The sequence below is a fragment of the Microcystis sp. M53602_WE12 genome (assembly GCF_030065455.1).
GTDB classification, from domain to species: domain Bacteria; phylum Cyanobacteriota; class Cyanobacteriia; order Cyanobacteriales; family Microcystaceae; genus Microcystis; species Microcystis aeruginosa.
This window is the reverse complement of sequence record NZ_JASJFB010000710.1, coordinates 1-17,790: the sequence shown is the minus strand read 5'-3', so window position 1 is coordinate 17,790 and position 17,790 is coordinate 1. Positions and strand designations below refer to the sequence as shown.

The following is a 17,790-nucleotide window of genomic DNA, read 5'->3' as shown; positions in this document are numbered from 1 at the left end:
TTGCGGGGATCGGGGGAAAATTCAGGTACTTTTTCCCTGAAAATTAGGTAGTTGACCACCTCAAAACTGGTAAAACCCCACACCCCACACCCCACACCCCACACCCTGCCACCACCGAAAAGCTTTTTCAGCAAACCCTATCTAGGACAGTCAACTGAAAATTCCCGCAACCTTCCTAGCCACCGATGAGAGCGATCGCTAAAGATGATATTCTTTATATTCACCATGAGGATGTGCCGGTTTACAAAAAAGGCGGTTCAGTGGTGAGAAATAGTTATTTTTGGGCGCTAAAATCGATCGCCTGTGGAGCGCGTCGGGGACAGGATTGGGAGTTCGATGCGGAGGTGTGGGTGGCGCTGGTGCGGATGTTGCTCTGTTTTGCCAATTCTGGCTATTTGGGGGATGGTGAGACAATTTTAGAGTTTACTGTCGATTGTCCCATTCCCGAACCTTTGCGGGGGATATCTACTTACTTATAGCCTCGCTGAGATAGTTAGCGGTGGATTCCACCAGGGGAATAGTATTTTCGTATAACATTCGCGTCGGTCCGATAATGCCAACACTACCGACGGGAGTATCTCCCTGTTTATAAAAAGCGGAGATAAGAGTACAAGGGCGCATGGATTCCAGAGGATTTTCGGAACCAATGGTGATTTTGACTTTTTTAGCTGATTTTTCCGGTTCTGGTCTTTGTAAAATCAGGGGTAAAAGGCGATCCTGTTCTGCTTCCAATAGATGCAGTAACATTTGTACTTGTTGCCATTGGGCGAATTCTGGCTGTCGAATGACTTCAGCGACACCATGGACGATAATCTCCGGGGTGGCAGTGGATTGGAGACTAGCGCCGATTTCTTGGCTTAATTGTTGGAGAAAATGGGTATAACGGGCAAATTCTCGCTCGATTTGCCGCCAATCGAGGTTAATTAAATCTGCCAAGCAATAACCTTTTAATTTTTCCCCGAGAAAATTAGAGAGGATTTGTAATTCTTCTGCTAATCCATCCTTCTTGTCCGTTGCCATAGACTCAGGAATCTCTATCATAACCGAGCGTGTTTGTAAACTATCTGTAACAATAATTAACATAATCTGCCGGTCCGAGACGGGGACTAATTGCAGATGACGCAGGGTATTGGTGAGGGTGTGGGGGAGGGTAACGATAGCGATATAACCGCTTAAACCGGCTAAAAGTTGGGTGGCCCGTTGCAGCAGACTTTCGAGACTCCAAGCGGGAGATTTAGCATTTTGATGCAGATAATAGCCGATTTTTTCGCCGATACGGTCATCGGGAGTCATTAACTCATCGACGTAGAGACGATAACCCCAATCGGAGGGAATGCGTCCGGAGGAAGTGTGGGGTTGATAGAGTAAACCTTCTTTTTCTAGTTTACCGAGAGCATTGCGAATCGTGGCGGAACTAACAGTAAATTTGTACTCCTCCAGCAGAGTTTTCGAGCCAACCGGTTCGGCCGTGGCGATATAATGTTGGATTGTGGCCTTTAAGATATGTTGATAGCGATCGCTGAGATGGGTTCTAGCGGACATAGGGGAATAATCTTAACAAAAGATTTATAACATTTTTTTAGACAGTATAACGCTTAATCAGTTATCAGTTATCAGTAGTCAGTCCTCCGTGGGGAGAAAGGGGATAGTTTACCCCTCTCTTTTCCCGATGGAGGCGATCAAAATTAGTAACGGGGAATATTAGGATCGACGAGGAGGGAATAAGCATCGATGCCGCCGTTAATATTTTTAACATTAGTAAAACCCTGACTTTGTAGCCATTGGCACATTTGCAGGGATCTCATGCCATGGTGACAGATAACCAGGGTTTCCGCTTGGGGGTTGAATTGGCTGGCAATAGTGGGCGACCATTCTTGGTATTGACTCAAGGGTAAAATGGTAAAATTGGCTACAGATGCCATGGCAACTTCCTCCGGTTCGCGCACATCAATAAGTTGTAAATTAGGATCATGATCGGCTAAACGGAGAGCGAGTTCATGGACGCTAATTTCGGGAATGCTCATAGATTTGGTCTTAAGAATCGGTTATCTTTCCTTTAGAGTAGCAAATCGAGGGACCCTGAGCGGTTAGGTACTTGCGTAGGAATAATATCGCAGCCAAGTGGGGGGATTTGGTCAGTGCCAGAGCGGGGGGGGTGATATAATGGGGAACGGGCAGGTATTGAAGACATTGATGCTTTTTAGTACGCCGATTAATCGACAAGCTGAATTTCGATGAATATTGAACAAGCCGTTATCGAAAACTTGCGAAAACTTCCTTTAGAAAAACAACAAGAAGTCTTAAACTTCAGCCAATTTCTAACTCAGAGAACTTCGCCAAAAATTGCAGAGATGACCTCCCACGAAAAAGCAGAAGATTGGCTAAAATTTCTGGAAAGTCAACCCAAGGATACCCCCGGATTACCCGATGAAGCCTTAGGGCGTGAAACTATCTATGACTAATGGCTAAATATCTATTTGATACCAATATTTTACTGAGGCTGAGTGACAGAATTTCCGCTAATTATGCCTTGTACTGCATTCTCCCCACTTCCCCACTTCCCCACCTCCCCACTTCCCCACCTCCCCATCTCCCCATCTCCCCATCTCCCCACTTCCCCACTTCCCCACTTCCCCACTCCCTAGCTTATGATTCCCCTACAATTAACCCTAAAAAATTTTCTCAGTTATCGCGAGGCAGTGCTAGATTTTCGCGGATTACATACTGCCTGTATTTGTGGTGCCAATGGTGCGGGAAAATCCTCTTTACTCGAAGCAATTACTTGGGCAATTTGGGGAGAAAGTCGCACCTCGATTGCTGATGATGTGATTCATGCGGGCAGCGATTATGCGCGGGTAGATTTCGAGTTTAGTTATGGGGGAGAAATCTATAAAATTATCCGTAGTCGTCACCGGGGAGGGAAAGCTTCTGGTTTAGATTTTCAGGTGATTAATGATCAGAGTTTTCGTCCTTTATCGGGTAAAAGTATTAAAGATACCCAAGCACAGATTAATACTTATCTGAAAATAGACCATAAAACTTTCATTAATTCTGCTTATTTACGACAGGGACAAGCGGACGAGTTTATGAAACAGCCTCCCAGTGGTCGTAAACAGATTTTAGCAGAATTATTACAACTCGATCGCTATGAAATTTTAGCAAATAAAGCCAAGGATATATCGAAACAATTTGATGGACAGTCCCTCCAGATCGAGCAGCAAGTAGAAACTATCAAACTCCGTCTTCAGGAGAAAAATTCTTATCAGCAACAGCTGCAAGAGTTAAGCACCCAAATTAACCAAATTAATCAAGAACAAGAGGTAAATAATCGGCGTTTACAGCAACTACAGGGGGAAGAAAATCAGCGTCAGAATTGGGAAAAACAGCTGCAGTGGCAAAGAGAACAGGAGCGAGCTTTATTAGCAGAAATCGAGAGATTAGACCGGGAAAAAGTTAGTCTAGACAATCAATTAAATCAAATTAGGACTATTCTTCATCGCAAAAATGACATTATTACTGCACACGAGCGCCTAATCAATTTAGACCAGAAAGAGGCAAGTTTGTCAAGTCAATTACAAGCTTGGCAACAGGCCCAGTATGATAAACAACAATTAGAACAGAAATTACAGCAAAAAATTAACGAATTTACCCTTCCCATCCAACAAACGAGCGCTCGTTTAGAAGAATTGGGAAGACAGGAACAAGAAACTCAAAAAATTATCGAGCAAGCGGGGGATATTCAAGCAGGATTAGAGAAATTAAATTATCATCGTCAACGTCTTCAGGAATTGGATAGATTAGCTTTAAAATATGCTCCTTTAAATAGCCGAAAAGCTGATTTAAATATGCAGTTGGAACGGGAAAAAGCTAAGATCAATGCTCGTTGGGAACAACTGCAAAGAAATCGGCAACAATTAGAGACAGAAATCGCTCGTATTCCTCTACTAAGAGAGGAAGCTCTCAATTTAGCCAAACGGATTAAGGAACTGGATAAAAAACAAACCTATTGTGAACGAGTTGAAGAAAAGGAAACTCTTAAACAAGTGGATAAAAAAAGTTTATTGGAGCAACAGAAAAGATATGAAGAACAACTTTTAGAGTTAACTGATAAATTGGAAAAATTAAATATTCCCGATTCGGTTTGTCCTTTGTGTGAACAGAATTTAGACAGTCATCACCGTCATCAAGTAATCAGGAAAACCCATCAACATCAAGAACAAATTCAAGAGCAAATCTGGTCCCTACAGGAAAGGATGGCAGACTGCGATCGAGATTTAAAACGTTTAGGGGAGGAATTAGCCCAAATTAAACAAGAATTGCCAGCAAGATCGAATCTACAACAAAAATATGTGCAGTTGGAAGTCAAGTTAGAAACTATTGAAGAAAAGGAAATAGAACTAGAGAAAACCGAGGAGATACTTGTGGAGTTAGAAGCACTTTTAAGCAGTGGCAATTATGCCCTAGAATTACAGCAAGAATTACAAATTGTCAATCAAGAAATCGCCTTTTTAAACTATGATGAACAAAGTCATGCTTTAGTCAGAGGAGAAGAAAAAAGATGGCGTTGGGCAGAAATTCAAGAATCAGAACTTAAGCAAGCAAACCGTCGTTTAGCTAATATCAAGGCCGAGAAACCTAATTTAATTAATCAATTAGCTAGACTAGAACAAGAGAAGCAAGAACTAGGTCAAAACTCCCCACTTAAACAGGAAGTTGAACGCTTAGAAAAGTTTATTCAAAACTTAAATTATGATCGCAGTGAACATCAGAATATTCAAAATCTGATCCGACAATTACAGGGGGTAAGATTACAGTATCAAGACTGGCAACAAGCAGAAAAAAATTATCCGGAAATAGCCGCTAAAATCGCTGAGATTGAGCAAAGATTACAGCTGCGAAATCAGGATCGCCAGAAGCTGAATCAGGAGTTAGCAAATATTAGTCAAAAGATTGGTACTTTGACTGACTATCGCCAAGAAATAGCCGCATTATCGACCAATATTCAACAGCGAAGACAGATAATTGATGGATTGCTCTCCCAAAAAGGTCGGGTTGAGGAGAAATTACATCAACTAGAAACTTTAGGTAAACAACTGATAGAAAAAGAGAGCGATTTAGCTAAAGTGAAAAAACAATATACAGTTTATAAAGAGTTAGCCATAGCTTTCGGTAAAAATGGTTTACAAACTCTGATGATTGAGAATATTTTACCTGAGTTAGAAGCCCAAACTAATCATATCTTAGCTCGCTTAACTGGTAATCAATTTCATGTGCAGTTTTTAACCCAAAAAAGCGGTAAAGGTACTAAGAAACAGCAACAAAAGTTAATCGATACTTTAGATATTATTATTGGTGATACCCGGGGATCCCGTCCCTACGAAACCTATTCAGGAGGAGAAGCTTTTCGGATTAATTTCTCGATTCGATTAGCTTTAGCGAGATTATTGGCACAAAGAGCCGGAACAGCCCTACAAATGCTCATTGTTGACGAAGGATTCGGAACTCAGGATGCGGAAGGATGCGATCGCTTAATTGCGGCAATTAACGCTATATCCGCTGATTTTGCCTGTATTTTGACTGTAACTCATATGCCCCAATTTAAAGAAGCTTTTCAACATCGCATCGAAGTCCGCAAAACCGAACAGGGTTCTCAATTAATGTTATTATCCTAGGAAAAATATTGATGTAAAGATGGAAAAGATTACGATCACAGTAAAACTATTTGCTATTTATCAAGAAGTCTATCAAACTTCACAATTAAACCTCGAATTTCCTGCCCACACTTCCGTTACAGAAGTGTTAAACTATATTATAGCCCCCTATCCTCAATTAGAAAGATGGCGCGATGTTACTCGTTTTGGAGTTAATCTTCAGTTTGTTTCGGGAGAGAAAATCCTCAAAAATGGCGATGAGATAGTTTTAATTCCCCCCGTTAGTGGTGGCTAAATGGGGTTTGCTGAAAAAGTACGGGCGAAGCATTCGGATAGAAAATCTACGGTTTCACCGATAGGTTATTGTCCGAATGCTTCGCCCCTACAGGACGCGGGCTGATGAAGACGCAAGGTTTTGAAGCACGATTCTCTCAAAATCTTGCACCTGTTTCGCGAGAAAAGCCACAAAACCCTTACCTTGCCTACATTTCACATTTATTCAGCAAGCCCTAAATGGAGATAGGGAAAATCACAAAAACTGTCACCTTTTTCCTTATTACTTTTTCCTTGATATCCCGTGTCTAACTGGCAAATTCCCCCATCGGTAGAGCTTCCCCAAGAGTTTTTAAAAATAGTCCAAGACTACACCCCAGAGTCGGATGGCAGCGTCGTGGCACAAATATTATGGCATCGCGGTATCCGGGATGGGGCGACTCTGGGGACGTTTCTGGATGAGAAAGCTTATCAGTCAAAAACTCCCTTTGATTTTGGGCAAGAAATGAACTTCGCCGTCAAAAGACTGGAAAAAGCCCTAAATAACGGGGAAAAAGTGAGTATTTGGGGGGATTTCGATGCCGATGGTGTCACCGCTACCAGTGTACTCTGGGAAGGATTGGGGCAGTTTTTCCCACCCTATCAACAGTTAGATTATTACATACCCGATCGCCAAAAAGAATCCCACGGCCTCAATTGTCCTGGTATCGAGAAACTAGCGCATCAAGGAACCAGTTTAATCGTCACCTGTGACACGGGAAGCACGAATATCGCCGAAATTGACTATGCAAACAGTCTAGGTATCGATATTATCATCACCGATCATCATACCCTACCCGACGAGCGCCCCGAGGTGATTGCCCTGATTAATCCCCGCTACTTTGTGGAAACCCATCCTTTCTATCATCTTTCTGGGGTTGCCGTTGCTTATAAATTAGTGGAAGCGATGTATTTAACCCTGGCAGATATTCCCAGAAAACCCCTAGAAAATTTACTCGATTTAGTTGCGATTGGTTTAATTGCCGATTTAGTCAAATTGACGGGAGAATGTCGTTATTTAGCCCAAAAAGGTATGCAAAAGCTCCAAAATACTCAGCGTTTAGGAGTTAAAAAATTACTCGATTTATGTAACAAAACCGGAGATAGACCGATGGATATATCCTTCGGTATTGGACCGCGAATTAATGCCGTCAGTCGCATTTATGGCGATGCTAGATTTTGTGTGGAATTACTCACCAGTGAAGATGAAAAGCGTTGTCACGAATTAGCTGAACAAGCGGAATTAGCCAATATTCGTCGCCAAGAAATCCAACGGGATATTATGAAACAAGTTCAGAAAAAACTAGAGAGAATTGATCTTTCCACCACTAATGTAATTATTTTAGATGATCCCCAATGGCCGGCGGGAATTTTAGGATTAGTTGCGGGACAAATTGCCCAAGAATACCAGCGACCGACAATTTTATTAAGTACCAGTGAACCACCTTTTGCTAAGGGTTCCGCTAGGTCAATTCGCGAGATCGATCTTTATCAATTAGTATCCTCTCAATCCCATCTTTTACATCGTTTTGGTGGTCATCCTTTGGCCGCAGGTTTAAGTTTAACTCTAGAAAATTTACCCCTATTTATTGAGGGGATTAATCAACAGTTGCGACGCACAGGAATTGATTTAACTTCCCTTTCTTCCGAGATAGAAGTGGCTGCGGTGGTGACGGTTTCCCAATTGGGAAAAAGTCTATTTAGAGAATTAAAATTACTGGAACCATGCGGGATGGGTAATCCGACACCGAAGCTATTAATTCAAAATTGTTATTTTCACAATCTTTGGCATAAAAATCTTGAGGATTTCAAAGGCAGAAAAATCGCTTATCCCCGGACAACTTTTGAGATCTGGGATAGTTCAATCGAGCAGGGATTCCCCGGTATGTGGTGGGGTCATCACAAAGACGAAATTGCTGCCGATACCCGTTATGATGCCGTAGTCGAATTAGATTTTAATACCTACAAAAATCGCTATGAAGTGCGCTTAATTGCCTTGCATCCCTATCAACAAGAATCCCTAACCTATAGCAATAAAAAAGATTTTTTAATCGACAATCGCCATCGAGAAATTAGTCAAGAAGTTAGCCAATTAAATCCCCTTTTTCTCTGGGAATGTCCCCGGGATTGGACAAAACTTTCCAGGGAATATCAACAGGCAATTTTACGGGATAAAAAGTTAGTTCTTGCCTATGCTAGTCCTTTGAAAAAATCCGCTCACACCCCATGGATAAACCTTGTCGGGATCGGGAAATATTTAGCTAGAACTAAAACCAGCATTTCCTGTCAACAATTACAAAACCGCTTAAACCTCAGTTATCATACCCTAGAATTAGGATTAATTTCCCTATCAGAAAATGGCTTTAAAGTCAAGAAAAATCAAGAAAATTTATCCTTTGAATTAGTCAATCATGAGGCAAAAATTAATAAGATTGAACAATTTCTAGAAGCGGTGGCCCTAGAAAACTTTCTCCAGCAATACTTTGCTACTGTTCCCCTAGAAATACTGCAAGCAATTCTTAATCATGAAGACTCGATCGATTTCTAGTTATAACCCTTATTTACTGATAGCTGATAACTGATAACTGATAACTGATAACTGATAACTGATTACTGATTACTGATTACTCCTTGACCGAAGAATTTCGGGGGTTTTGCCAGGGTATAAACTTCCGTATTTTGTGCGATTGCTTGACGAATATAGAGAGGAGTTTGTAACATTCCTAGTAAACTCATGCCATCAATTAAACGTAATCCTCCCGTAGTTGTATCGCTGATTAATTCATCTACCACGTCCGGATCGGGACGAGTATTTAAAGGATGATTAGCACAGAGAGTAAAACCCCAAGGGGAACCATAACTAGGAGTGGGAGCGCAATAGGAATGAACGTAGGGAAAAACTGCTTTTAAAGTATTCACCAAACGCGCATGATACATCACCGAAGGAGGAGAAACCGGGCCAGATTGGACAACCACAATGCCATTTTCGGCCAAAACTCTTTGTAGTTTTTCAAAGTATTCTTTCGTGAATAGGGGGAAAGAAGGACCCTCTTCGATGGGATCAACCAGATCGGAGATAATAATATCCCATTGATCGTTAGTGGTGTCTAAAACTTCTAAAGCATCGGCCACAACTAACTGAAAACGAGGATCATCAAAAGTGCCTTGGTGCATTTCGGGAAGATGTTCCTTACAAGCTTCTACCACATCCCCATCGATATCGATCATCATCACTTTTTCGATTGTTTTCCAACGCAATAACTCCCGCGTTGTCGCACCTTCACCACCTCCCAGAATTAAAGCAGTTTTTGCTTCTTGGTGGGCAATCATTGCCGGTTGCACTAATGCTTCATGATAAATAAATTCATCCCCCGTACAAGATTGCCATTTCCCATCCAGTACCAAGGCTTTTCCATAGGCCCCCGACTCAACAATATACATCTCCTGAAAAGCGGTTTTTTTGTAGGCTAAAATCCGCGAAACCCCATGACTATAAATGTCCCAGGGGGTAATATATTCGTTAACCCATAGATCCGCTTTTAGTTCACTTCCTGCCATAACTAATCCTCCTTGGGGTGAAAAAGGCACGATCTATCATTATACAACAATTGACAAAATTCGATCGATAACCTGGAATTATCTCCGGGTAATCCCGAAGCTGCCGATAATCGATCGCTGAAAAACGTTAAGCTAGAAAAGATTAAGTAAGTAGTTATAATTAAATTGAAGATAGATTTTGCCTCTGATCCCCCCTGCCCCCCTTGATAAGGGGGGTGCCGATAGGCGGGGGGATCTCCCTTGATAAGGGGGGTGCCGATCCCCCCTTAATCCTCCCTTAATCCCCCCTTGACAAGGGGGGTATTTGATAATTTTTAACGCTTACCTACTTAGCTCCAAGTAAACTTCTAGCCACTAACCTATGACTAAAAACGAGACTACCGAGAAAAAGATTTTTCTCCTAGATTTTGAGAAACCCCTCTACGAATTAGAATCCCGCATCGAACAGATTAAAGAATTAGCCCAAGAAAATAGCGTAGATGTCTCGGAACAAATTAGTCAACTAGACGAACGAGCTAATCAATTACGTCGTGAGATTTTTAGCAATCTCACCCCTTCCCAAAGGCTACAATTAGCCCGTCATCCCCGGCGCCCCAGTACCCTAGACTATATTCAAGCAATCACCGATGAATGGTTCGAGTTACACGGTGATCGCGGTGGTTACGACGATCCCGCTCTTGTGGGTGGTGTTGCCCGTTTTAACGGTCGTCCCGTGGTGATTATCGGGCATCAAAAAGGCCGGGATACTAAGGATAATGTGGCTAGAAATTTCGGCATGGCTGCCCCCGGGGGTTATCGTAAAGCCATGCGTTTAATGGAACACGCCCATCAGTTTAATCAGCCAATTTTAACCTTTATTGATACCCCCGGCGCCTGGGCGGGGGTGGAAGCGGAAAAATTAGGTCAAGGAGAAGCGATCGCCTATAACCTCCGGGAGATGTTCCGTTTAGATGTGCCGATCATTTGTACTGTTATTGGCGAAGGTGGTTCGGGCGGCGCTTTGGGCATTGGTGTCGGCGATCGCCTGTTAATGTTAGAGCATTCTGTCTATACCGTGGCGACTCCCGAAGCTTGTGCCGCCATTCTCTGGAAAGATGCCAAAAAATCCGATAAAGCAGCAGTTGCCCTCAAAATTACCTCAAAAGATTTAAAAGAGTTAAATATTATCGATCAGATCGTTCCTGAACCCTCCAGAGGGGCCCATGCTGATCCGATTAGAGCGGCAGCCAATTTAAAAGCCGCTATTAGTGAAAATTTAGAGGCTTTATCTTTGTTAACTCCCCAACAACGGCGCGAATCTCGTTATCAAAAATTCCGCAATTTAGGCGTATTTTTAGAAGCCACAGCTTAATCAGCGATCAGTGATCAGATGTGAGTTTTCAGTGATTAGTTTGTTTTGTAGATTTGGAAGATTTCAGCTTCAGTTTAAGGGTTGCACCGACAAAGCTATAATATTGATGGCAGGTTCAAAGACACACCAGATGAAACGGGACGAGGTGCTGGCAATTCTAGAGGCACACCGAGAACAGTTACAAAAACTAGGGGTAAAATCTTTGTCTTTATTTGGTTCAGTGGCCAGGGATGAAGCTGATGCCGATAGTGATGTAGATTTGTTAGTAGAATTCGATCGACAAGGTGGTTTTTTTCAACTTCTGCAAGTACAGTATTATTTAGAAGATATTCTGGGATGCTCTGTGGATTTAGGAACTCAGGATGCCTTAAGAGAACATTTACGGGAACCTGTGCTTGAGGATCTGATCAATGCCTTCTAGAGATTGGCGACTTCGCCTTCAAGACATTTTAGAATCTATCAGTGAAATTGAACAGCAAACAAAGGCAATGACGTTTGAGGAATTTGCCAAGAATCAAACAAATATCAAAGCGGTTCTCTATGATTTTATTATTATCGGAGAAGCAACTAGAAATGTACCGAAGGAAATTCAGTCTCGCTATCCTCTTATTCCTTGGCGTTTAATGGCAGGAATGAGAAATGTTGCAACTCACGAATATTTTCAAGTTAATTTAAGTAGGGCTTGCTGAATAATGGTAAAACCCTTTTAAAATAAAGCTTTTGACCTGTTAAAGTCCGATGTTAGTGCAAGAAAATAGGATTGGGACTTTCAAAAACCTTGCATTATCCTTCTTGTAGTACATTGCTTGGTACAAAAAACAAGGGCAACAAAGCCTGAAACGACCGGCTCCTGACGACCGGCTACTGACTCCTACCCCCAGGAAAAACTTTTTCAGCAAGCCCTAAGTAGCCTATACTAAACGGATTTAGTATTAGTCCGATTATTTCCGAGTTATTAGTGGTAAATTAATCTTACCAATTAAAAGGTCCCAAAGCCCGATCGTTGTAATCGCCACCCTCGGCAATAAAATGAATGACCATCGATTTACGGGTTAGCAGGGTATTATTAATCTTCCCACCACCATGAATTAACATTCCGTGCCAGAGAAGAATCTCTCCTTTTTTAGCAGTAAATGATTGACAGTCATAATTCTGAGCGCGCTGGTTAACATAATCTTGGTATTGGGGAATTTGCTCGGCAGTAATATTTTTAAGATTGACGGCGGGATAGTCTGGAAAAAAGTCAGTTACTTTGATATTTTTATGAGATTTAGGATAAAAAATTAGCGGACCAGCATCGGCGGAAATATCTTCCAAGGCAATCCAAACACCGACTAAATGATTAGCAGGATGAACATAAAAAACTGCCATATCCTCGTGCAGCCCCTGCTCTGTACCGTGCAGGAAGTTGATGGAATATCTCGGTTTGCAGGATTTGCCAATAATTAAATTAACTAAATCTCTCAGATTTTGATTGTCAAAAATTGCTTGAGCGGCGGGGGAAATCTCATGAAAACCATGAAGTCGCCAAATAGAATTGACTAAGGCTTTTCTTTGCTCGATATCTAGGGCTAAAACTTGATCGTGACTTAAACTCGCCGGTAGATTTTCTGCTTGAATGCCTTCAATTCTTAATCCAGGGATAGCCGATTCTAGGAAAAATAAATCGGCTAATTCTGCTACTAAATTATCGATCGCCGTTGCGGGAATTAAATCTTTGACAATACAATAACCCAATTCTCGCCAATGGTCAAGGAGTTGATATTCTCGTTCGGAAATTCGCCGTTGTTGACGAGCTTTTTGCAGGGATTTTTCGGCTTGCGATCGCTCTAACCAGGGTAATTCGGCAGTAGAATTGAAAGACCAGGGCAAATTTTTTAAGATATCGGCAATTTTAAGAATCATGGTGAGTCCATCTTTTCCGAGCTACTTTCGGACTATTCTAATCTATGAGTGTTCGGTCTAGTCTGTCAACAGATATATAGCGTTTTTCAGTCTGCTGAGGTACAAAAGTTATGGGTTTTAGGCACTCATGCAAGAGGCAAAAGGCAAAAGGGAAGAAAAATAGGTGTACCTCACTAGCTTAGGAAACGATATAAATTATCTGAAAAAACCCCCTAGGATGAGTTAGGAGGTTACAGGGAAAAAATTAATCAGGGTTGATGGGATTAACTGGCGCTAACTTCAGAGGGATAAACGCTAACTTGACGGCGACTTTTATCCTTGTATTCAAATTTGACCACACCATCAATTAAAGCGAATAAAGTATCATCGCCACCACGACCAACATTTTTACCCGGGTGAACTTTAGTACCCCGTTGACGGATGAGAATATTTCCCGCTTTTACCACTTGACCACCGTAGCGCTTAACGCCTAGTCTCTGGGAACGAGAATCGCGTCCGTTGCGGGTACTACCCGTACCTTTCTTATGAGCCATAATTTCTCTCCAAATGCTTTTTTGATTCTAAAAGTTATTCTTCTTCATCGCTACTATCTTCTACAACTTCAGCGACGGAGGTAGCAGCAGTGGCGACTAGGGTTTTACCGTTATAATTGATTGAATCAATCATAAAACGGGTAATTTCTTGACGATGACCGCGTTTTTTACGGGTTTTCTTTTTCGGGCGCATTTTATAAACAATAACTTTTTTGCCCCGACGATGTTGTATGACAGTGCCTTCGACGGTGGCCCCTTCGATAAAGGGCTGACCGATGCTAATATCATCCTCATCATGGATTAATAGCACTTTGTCGATGGTATGGGTACTTTGTTCATCGACGGGAAGAAGTTCGATATCGTAATAGCGACCGGGTTCTACCCGAATCTGTTTGCCACCGGTCTCAATAATTGCGTAACTCATGAATTTTCTGCGCTCGTTTTGCCGTACAGGTAGCTGAAAAAAATTCCAGCTTTTGTGCTAATGTCCTCACCTGATCCGAGCAGGAATTGACACAATTTACTATTATCTAATATCTAGGGGGCAATTGTCAAGCTTTTAGCCCACCGATTCGCTATATACTAAAAATAATCTTACAAAAAACTCAATTAAACCGTTATGGAACAGTGGGAAAGCAGAGGACACCTGTTAACCGAACAAATTAACCCAAACAGCCTAAATTTAGACCAATTAAACCCGCTCGAATTGGTGGATCTCTTCAATCGGGAGGATGCCCAAACCCTAAAAGCGATCGCCATGGCCCGGCAAGAATTGGCCCTAGCAATCTCCCTGACCAGTCAAGCTCTGGCTAAAGGTGGTAGACTCTTTTACATTGGAGCAGGAACCAGTGGCCGGCTGGGGGTTTTGGACGCGGCCGAATGTCCTCCCACCTTCTGCACTCCCCCGGAATTGGTACAGGGAATTATCGCCGGTGGAGCGGCGGCGCTGGTGCGTAGTTCCGAAGATTTGGAGGATAAAGCGGAAGATGGGGCGGCGATTATTGCCCAGCGAGAAATTCACGAATTAGACGTGGTAGTGGGGATTACCGCCGGGGGGACAACCCCCTACGTTCATGGGGCTTTACAGGCGGCAAAACAGCGGGGTGCGACGACGATTGCTATTAGTTGTGTCCCCGCCGAACAGGTGGAGATCGCGGTGGATGTGGATATCCGGTTATTGACTGGACCAGAACTTCTGGCCGGCTCCACCCGTCTGAAAGCGGGAACGGTGACGAAAATGGCTTTAAATATCCTTTCCACAGGGACAATGGTCATGTTAGGCAAGGTTTACGGCAACCAGATGGTCGATGTGGCAGTTACTAATCATAAACTCCATGACCGCGCCCTGCGGATTATCTGCCACCTTACCGATGTTAGTCGTCAGGAAGCGGCTATTTTACTGGAAAAAAGTGGCCGCCGGGTTAAACTGGCTTTGTTAATGCAGAAAACGGGACTTTCGGCGGCCCCAGGACAAGAATTGTTACAAAAGCATCGAGGGCAATTACGGGCTGCCCTGCAAGCTTATAATCAAATTGATTGATAAAAACCTATTGATTTTGACTTTCCTATGGTTAATATTTCTTCGGAAATTGCTGCGGTCGCTGTTATTTTCCTCGTCGCTGGTGCTATCTTGACTTGGAGTTTTTATCGGGCTAAACCCTACGGCCAACTGGGAATTTTACCTTGGTTACAATCCTTGGTACTCATAGCTCCTTGGTTAATTTTTTTCGGGCTATTTGCGGCGGGAATTTATCTCAATCTAGCGGTAATTCTCTTTTTACTGGTTGCTGCCACCATTATCTATATTTATTTGGGCAACCGTTTACGCTTACTGAAAACCAATCAGATAATTGAACCGAAAGTTAACCAGGCAGTTAGCCAGTCCGTTACTCCTCTAGAAATCCCGGCAGCGGTGACAGCAATTGTGCCGGATGTGATGCCAATTCCCGAAGAGGATTTAAAAGTTATTCAGAGTATTTTTGGGATAGATACTTTTTTTGCCACCGAAACTATCTCTTTTCAGGAAGGGGCAATTTTTAAAGGCAATTTACGGGGAGAACCGGATCTAGTTCACTCGCGCTTAACCCAGAAATTAAGTAATCATTTTGGCGATAAATATCGTTTATTTCTGGTGGAAGGAACCGAGGAAAAACCGGTGGTAATTATCCTTCCCAAAACTAATGATCCTAGTCCTGCCACTCTTGCTCAAAAAAATCTCTCTTTAGTTTTGTTAGTAGCCACTATTGTCACCAGCTTAGAAGCGGCGGGAATTTTATTAGGTTTTGATTTGTTTGGTAATTGGCAGAGATATCGAGAAGCAATTCCCCTGAGTTTGGGTTTATGGTCGGTATTAATTGCCCACGAAATCGGTCATCTAATTATCGCTAAACGCCATAATGTTCGTCTCAGTTTACCCTATTTTCTTCCCACTTGGCAGATTGGTTCTTTTGGGGCGATTACTCGTTTTGAATCTTTATTACCTAACCGCAGTGTCCTATTTGATATAGCTTTCGCTGGTCCTGCTTTGGGAGGTTTGGTTTCTTTAATCTTATTAATTGTTGGACTAACTTTATCTAATTCGGCCAGCCTTTTTCAAATCCCTAGTACCTTTTTCCAAAGTTCAATTTTAGTGAGTTTTTTAGCGCGGATAGTTTTGGGCGACGAGTTACAAAATGCTGTTATCTCCGTGCATCCTTTAACTGTTATCGGTTGGTTAGGATTGGTGATTACCGCCCTTAATTTACTGCCCGCCGGACAGTTAGATGGTGGCAGAATTGTTCAGGCTATTTATGGTCGCAAAATTGCCCGCCGCACCACTGTGGCCACTTTGGTCATTTTGGGCATTATTTCCTTAGTTAATCCCAGTAATCCGATTCCTCTCTATTGGACAATTTTAGTCGCTTTTTTACAAAGAGAGTTGGAAAGACCGAGTTTAAATGAGTTAACCGAACCCGATGACACCCGCGCCGGTTGGGGTTTATTACTACTCTTTTTAATGTTGGCGACTCTGATTCCTTTAAGCCCTAGTTTAGCGGGACGGTTAGGCATCGGTGGCTAAATACTTCCCCGAAATTCTTGCCATTGATTGCCGTCAAAAAAAAGCTTGACAAAAACTCAAGTCTTGACTTATAATTTTCTTATAATGGGAATCCGTGTCCGCCTATAGACCCCTGATTTTTCCGTAAAATATAGCCTCCAGCATTTACCCCTGAAGATTTGACTTTTGGAGTTGCTTAAAATGTCTAACGAAACTGTCACTTATTCCCTAGAAGCTGTCCTGACAAGGATTGAGGGGAAAATCGACTCTCTGGAAAAACGCCTTGACGAGAAAATCGACTCTCTGGAAAAACGTATTGACGAGAAAATCGACTCTCTGGAAAAACGTATTGATGAGAAAATCGACTCTCTGGAAAACCGTATTGATGAGAGATTTGACAAGGTAGAAGACCGGTTAACTAAAGTAGAAATAGGACAGGCCGAACTCAAGGGAGATATTAAAGCTTTAGACGAAAAAATCAATGGATTAACTGCAAGGGTTGCCTATCAGGAATTCACCAATCGAGGGATTCTGATAGCATTGGTGGTCGCTATTTTAGGAGGTGCCGCTAAACTTTTTGGTTTTTTCCCTAATCCTTAGAAGTTGCCGGTAGCCGTACCTAGTAGATAGGCTCTTCCCCAAAATTTTTCGCTCATTACCCCGATCATTCGTTAGAATAGATTCAGAATTTAAGGATAAAATCTCATCTATGAATCCCGTTGTTTTGGTGCATGGTTTTCTGGACACTACTGCTGTTTTTAAACCGATGAGCGAGTATTTAAACTATCATGGTTGGCAGGTGCATAGTTTTAATCTAATTCCCAATCATGGTTACAAAAAGTTAGAAGTTTTAGCTGGTCAAGTGGAGAATTATATCGAGAAAAACTTTGCTAAAGAGCAGAAAGTAGATCTGATTGGGTTTAGTATGGGAGGATTAATTACCCGCTACTACCTGCAAAGATTAGGAGGGGTGGCAAGAGTGCAACGTTACCTAAATATTTCTGCCCCGAATCGAGGCACTTTAACCGCGTATAGTTTACCCTTAGATGGGATTAGACAAATGCAGCCGGGGAGTCAATTTTTAGAGGATTTAAATCAAGATTGTCAACAAATTTTAAATAAAATTAAAACCACAATTATCTGGACTCCCTACGATTTAATGATATTTCCTGCCCATAGTTCCCGTTTATCGGTAGGCAAAGAAATTTCCATTCCTGTATTGCTCCATGCTTGGATGGTCAAAGATAGCAAAGTTTTAACAACAATTAAAGAGACTTTATTAGAATAGAAATACTGGTTCTCTCCAATACCAGAACAAGGTCAAAATATCACCAACAAAAAAGTTAATTAGGGTTTGCTGAATAAATCTAAAAACCTTGTTGGATAAGGCTTTTAGACTTTTTTTCCCTGAAAAAGTGCCTACCATTGGAGTGATTGGGGGGA

The 17,790-nt window shown here is 42.1% G+C and carries 19 protein-coding genes; 13 read left to right on the top strand and 6 right to left on the bottom strand.

What is annotated here, in order from left to right; genetic code table 11:
• Positions 1 to 51 precede the first annotated feature (51 nt).
• Together PX482_RS22120 and PX482_RS22115 are read left to right on the top strand one after the other, a co-directional pair.
• Positions 52 to 189: a hypothetical protein gene (locus tag PX482_RS22120; protein WP_196219841.1), complete on the top strand. Its 138-nt coding sequence runs from the start codon at positions 52 to 54 to the stop codon at positions 187 to 189.
• A complete protein-coding gene (locus tag PX482_RS22115) occupies positions 186 to 479 on the top strand; it encodes a hypothetical protein (protein ID WP_002760270.1) in 294 nt (97 codons plus the stop codon). The genes PX482_RS22120 and PX482_RS22115 overlap by 4 nt, the downstream gene beginning before the upstream one ends.
• On the opposite strand, the gene hrcA is transcribed toward PX482_RS22115, so the two are convergent.
• Both hrcA and PX482_RS22105 read right to left on the bottom strand, forming a co-directional pair.
• Positions 466 to 1,542 (bottom strand): heat-inducible transcriptional repressor HrcA, encoded by a 1,077-nt coding sequence (gene hrcA, locus PX482_RS22110; RefSeq protein WP_288123016.1) that lies wholly within the window; start codon positions 1,540 to 1,542, stop codon positions 466 to 468. The two genes, PX482_RS22115 and hrcA, sit on opposite strands and share 14 nt — an antisense overlap.
• 143 nt (positions 1,543 to 1,685) lie before the next feature.
• A complete protein-coding gene (locus tag PX482_RS22105) occupies positions 1,686 to 2,024 on the bottom strand; it encodes a rhodanese-like domain-containing protein (protein WP_002760272.1) in 339 nt (112 codons plus the stop codon).
• 210 nt (positions 2,025 to 2,234) lie between these two features.
• Between PX482_RS22105 and PX482_RS22100 the strand changes: the two genes are divergently transcribed.
• The 4 genes from PX482_RS22100 to recJ all read left to right on the top strand — a co-directional run bounded on the left by PX482_RS22100 (position 2,235) and on the right by recJ (position 8,511).
• Entirely contained in the window at positions 2,235 to 2,462 is a 228-nt protein-coding gene (locus tag PX482_RS22100; RefSeq protein ID WP_002760273.1) for a DUF2281 domain-containing protein, read from the top strand.
• Positions 2,463 to 2,648: 186 nt separating this feature from the next.
• A complete protein-coding gene (gene sbcC, locus PX482_RS22095) occupies positions 2,649 to 5,672 on the top strand; it encodes an exonuclease subunit SbcC (protein ID WP_002760274.1) in 3,024 nt (1,007 codons plus the stop codon).
• 19 nt (positions 5,673 to 5,691) lie between these two features.
• Positions 5,692 to 5,946 (top strand): MoaD/ThiS family protein, encoded by a 255-nt coding sequence (locus PX482_RS22090; protein WP_004163207.1) that lies wholly within the window; start codon positions 5,692 to 5,694, stop codon positions 5,944 to 5,946.
• 282 nt (positions 5,947 to 6,228) lie between these two features.
• Complete coding sequence (recJ, locus tag PX482_RS22085; protein WP_288026726.1) at positions 6,229 to 8,511, top strand: single-stranded-DNA-specific exonuclease RecJ; 2,283 nt, start codon at positions 6,229 to 6,231, stop codon at positions 8,509 to 8,511.
• Positions 8,512 to 8,573: 62 nt separating this feature from the next.
• On the opposite strand, the gene PX482_RS22080 is transcribed toward recJ, so the two are convergent.
• Positions 8,574 to 9,521 carry a fused MFS/spermidine synthase gene (locus PX482_RS22080; RefSeq protein ID WP_288093809.1) on the bottom strand — a complete coding sequence of 316 codons (948 nt, stop codon included), beginning with the start codon at positions 9,519 to 9,521 and terminating at the stop codon, positions 8,574 to 8,576.
• Positions 9,522 to 9,882: 361 nt separating this feature from the next.
• On the opposite strand from PX482_RS22080, the gene accA reads away from it, so the two are divergent.
• The 3 genes from accA to PX482_RS22065 all read left to right on the top strand — a co-directional run bounded on the left by accA (position 9,883) and on the right by PX482_RS22065 (position 11,561).
• Positions 9,883 to 10,872: an acetyl-CoA carboxylase carboxyl transferase subunit alpha gene (gene accA / locus PX482_RS22075; protein WP_002760280.1), complete on the top strand. Its 990-nt coding sequence runs from the start codon at positions 9,883 to 9,885 to the stop codon at positions 10,870 to 10,872.
• A 130-nt stretch (positions 10,873 to 11,002) separates the two neighbouring features.
• Complete coding sequence (locus tag PX482_RS22070; protein WP_002736589.1) at positions 11,003 to 11,293, top strand: nucleotidyltransferase family protein; 291 nt, start codon at positions 11,003 to 11,005, stop codon at positions 11,291 to 11,293.
• Positions 11,283 to 11,561 carry a HepT-like ribonuclease domain-containing protein gene (locus PX482_RS22065; protein ID WP_071825056.1) on the top strand — a complete coding sequence of 93 codons (279 nt, stop codon included), beginning with the start codon at positions 11,283 to 11,285 and terminating at the stop codon, positions 11,559 to 11,561. The genes PX482_RS22070 and PX482_RS22065 overlap by 11 nt, the downstream gene beginning before the upstream one ends.
• A 283-nt stretch (positions 11,562 to 11,844) precedes the next feature.
• On the opposite strand, the gene PX482_RS22060 is transcribed toward PX482_RS22065, so the two are convergent.
• The 3 genes from PX482_RS22060 to rplU form a co-directional block, all read right to left on the bottom strand.
• Entirely contained in the window at positions 11,845 to 12,777 is a 933-nt protein-coding gene (locus tag PX482_RS22060; RefSeq protein ID WP_002760282.1) for a phytanoyl-CoA dioxygenase family protein, read from the bottom strand.
• A 263-nt stretch (positions 12,778 to 13,040) separates the two neighbouring features.
• Entirely contained in the window at positions 13,041 to 13,310 is a 270-nt protein-coding gene (gene rpmA / locus PX482_RS22055; protein ID WP_002760283.1) for a 50S ribosomal protein L27, read from the bottom strand.
• A gap of 34 nt (positions 13,311 to 13,344) precedes the next feature.
• Entirely contained in the window at positions 13,345 to 13,734 is a 390-nt protein-coding gene (gene rplU, locus PX482_RS22050) for a 50S ribosomal protein L21 (protein WP_008196982.1), read from the bottom strand.
• 195 nt (positions 13,735 to 13,929) lie between these two features.
• Between rplU and murQ the strand changes: the two genes are divergently transcribed.
• The 4 genes from murQ (at position 13,930) to PX482_RS22030 (ending at position 17,635) form a co-directional block, all read left to right on the top strand.
• Positions 13,930 to 14,850 (top strand): N-acetylmuramic acid 6-phosphate etherase, encoded by a 921-nt coding sequence (gene murQ / locus PX482_RS22045; RefSeq protein ID WP_072926311.1) that lies wholly within the window; start codon positions 13,930 to 13,932, stop codon positions 14,848 to 14,850.
• A gap of 27 nt (positions 14,851 to 14,877) precedes the next feature.
• Complete coding sequence (locus PX482_RS22040) at positions 14,878 to 16,368, top strand: site-2 protease family protein (protein WP_288093483.1); 1,491 nt, start codon at positions 14,878 to 14,880, stop codon at positions 16,366 to 16,368.
• 180 nt (positions 16,369 to 16,548) lie between these two features.
• The gene (locus PX482_RS22035; RefSeq protein WP_004163221.1) at positions 16,549 to 16,947 is read left to right on the top strand and encodes a DUF4164 domain-containing protein; all 399 of its coding nucleotides are present in this window, start codon (positions 16,549 to 16,551) and stop codon (positions 16,945 to 16,947) included.
• Between the two features lie 109 nt (positions 16,948 to 17,056).
• The gene (locus PX482_RS22030) at positions 17,057 to 17,635 is read left to right on the top strand and encodes an esterase/lipase family protein (RefSeq protein ID WP_002760290.1); all 579 of its coding nucleotides are present in this window, start codon (positions 17,057 to 17,059) and stop codon (positions 17,633 to 17,635) included.
• Positions 17,636 to 17,790 lie beyond the last annotated feature (155 nt).

Excerpts from the sequence above, each read along its gene's own strand:
- PX482_RS22080 (WP_288093809.1), bottom strand. The coding sequence starts at position 9,521 with ATGGCAGGAAGTGAACTAAAAGCGGATCTATGGGTTAACGAATATATT.
- rplU (WP_008196982.1), bottom strand. The coding sequence starts at position 13,734 with ATGAGTTACGCAATTATTGAGACCGGTGGCAAACAGATTCGGGTAGAA.
- PX482_RS22090 (WP_004163207.1), top strand. The coding sequence starts at position 5,692 with ATGGAAAAGATTACGATCACAGTAAAACTATTTGCTATTTATCAAGAA.
- PX482_RS22070 (WP_002736589.1), top strand. The coding sequence starts at position 11,003 with ATGAAACGGGACGAGGTGCTGGCAATTCTAGAGGCACACCGAGAACAG.
- PX482_RS22040 (WP_288093483.1), top strand. The coding sequence starts at position 14,878 with ATGGTTAATATTTCTTCGGAAATTGCTGCGGTCGCTGTTATTTTCCTC.
- accA (WP_002760280.1), top strand. The coding sequence starts at position 9,883 with ATGACTAAAAACGAGACTACCGAGAAAAAGATTTTTCTCCTAGATTTT.
- sbcC (WP_002760274.1), top strand. The coding sequence starts at position 2,649 with ATGATTCCCCTACAATTAACCCTAAAAAATTTTCTCAGTTATCGCGAG.
- murQ (WP_072926311.1), top strand. The coding sequence starts at position 13,930 with ATGGAACAGTGGGAAAGCAGAGGACACCTGTTAACCGAACAAATTAAC.
- hrcA (WP_288123016.1), bottom strand. The coding sequence starts at position 1,542 with ATGTCCGCTAGAACCCATCTCAGCGATCGCTATCAACATATCTTAAAG.
- rpmA (WP_002760283.1), bottom strand. The coding sequence starts at position 13,310 with ATGGCTCATAAGAAAGGTACGGGTAGTACCCGCAACGGACGCGATTCT.
- PX482_RS22105 (WP_002760272.1), bottom strand. The coding sequence starts at position 2,024 with ATGAGCATTCCCGAAATTAGCGTCCATGAACTCGCTCTCCGTTTAGCC.
- PX482_RS22115 (WP_002760270.1), top strand. The coding sequence starts at position 186 with ATGAGAGCGATCGCTAAAGATGATATTCTTTATATTCACCATGAGGAT.
- PX482_RS22030 (WP_002760290.1), top strand. The coding sequence starts at position 17,057 with ATGAATCCCGTTGTTTTGGTGCATGGTTTTCTGGACACTACTGCTGTT.
- PX482_RS22060 (WP_002760282.1), bottom strand. The coding sequence starts at position 12,777 with ATGATTCTTAAAATTGCCGATATCTTAAAAAATTTGCCCTGGTCTTTC.
- PX482_RS22035 (WP_004163221.1), top strand. The coding sequence starts at position 16,549 with ATGTCTAACGAAACTGTCACTTATTCCCTAGAAGCTGTCCTGACAAGG.
- PX482_RS22065 (WP_071825056.1), top strand. The coding sequence starts at position 11,283 with ATGCCTTCTAGAGATTGGCGACTTCGCCTTCAAGACATTTTAGAATCT.
- PX482_RS22100 (WP_002760273.1), top strand. The coding sequence starts at position 2,235 with ATGAATATTGAACAAGCCGTTATCGAAAACTTGCGAAAACTTCCTTTA.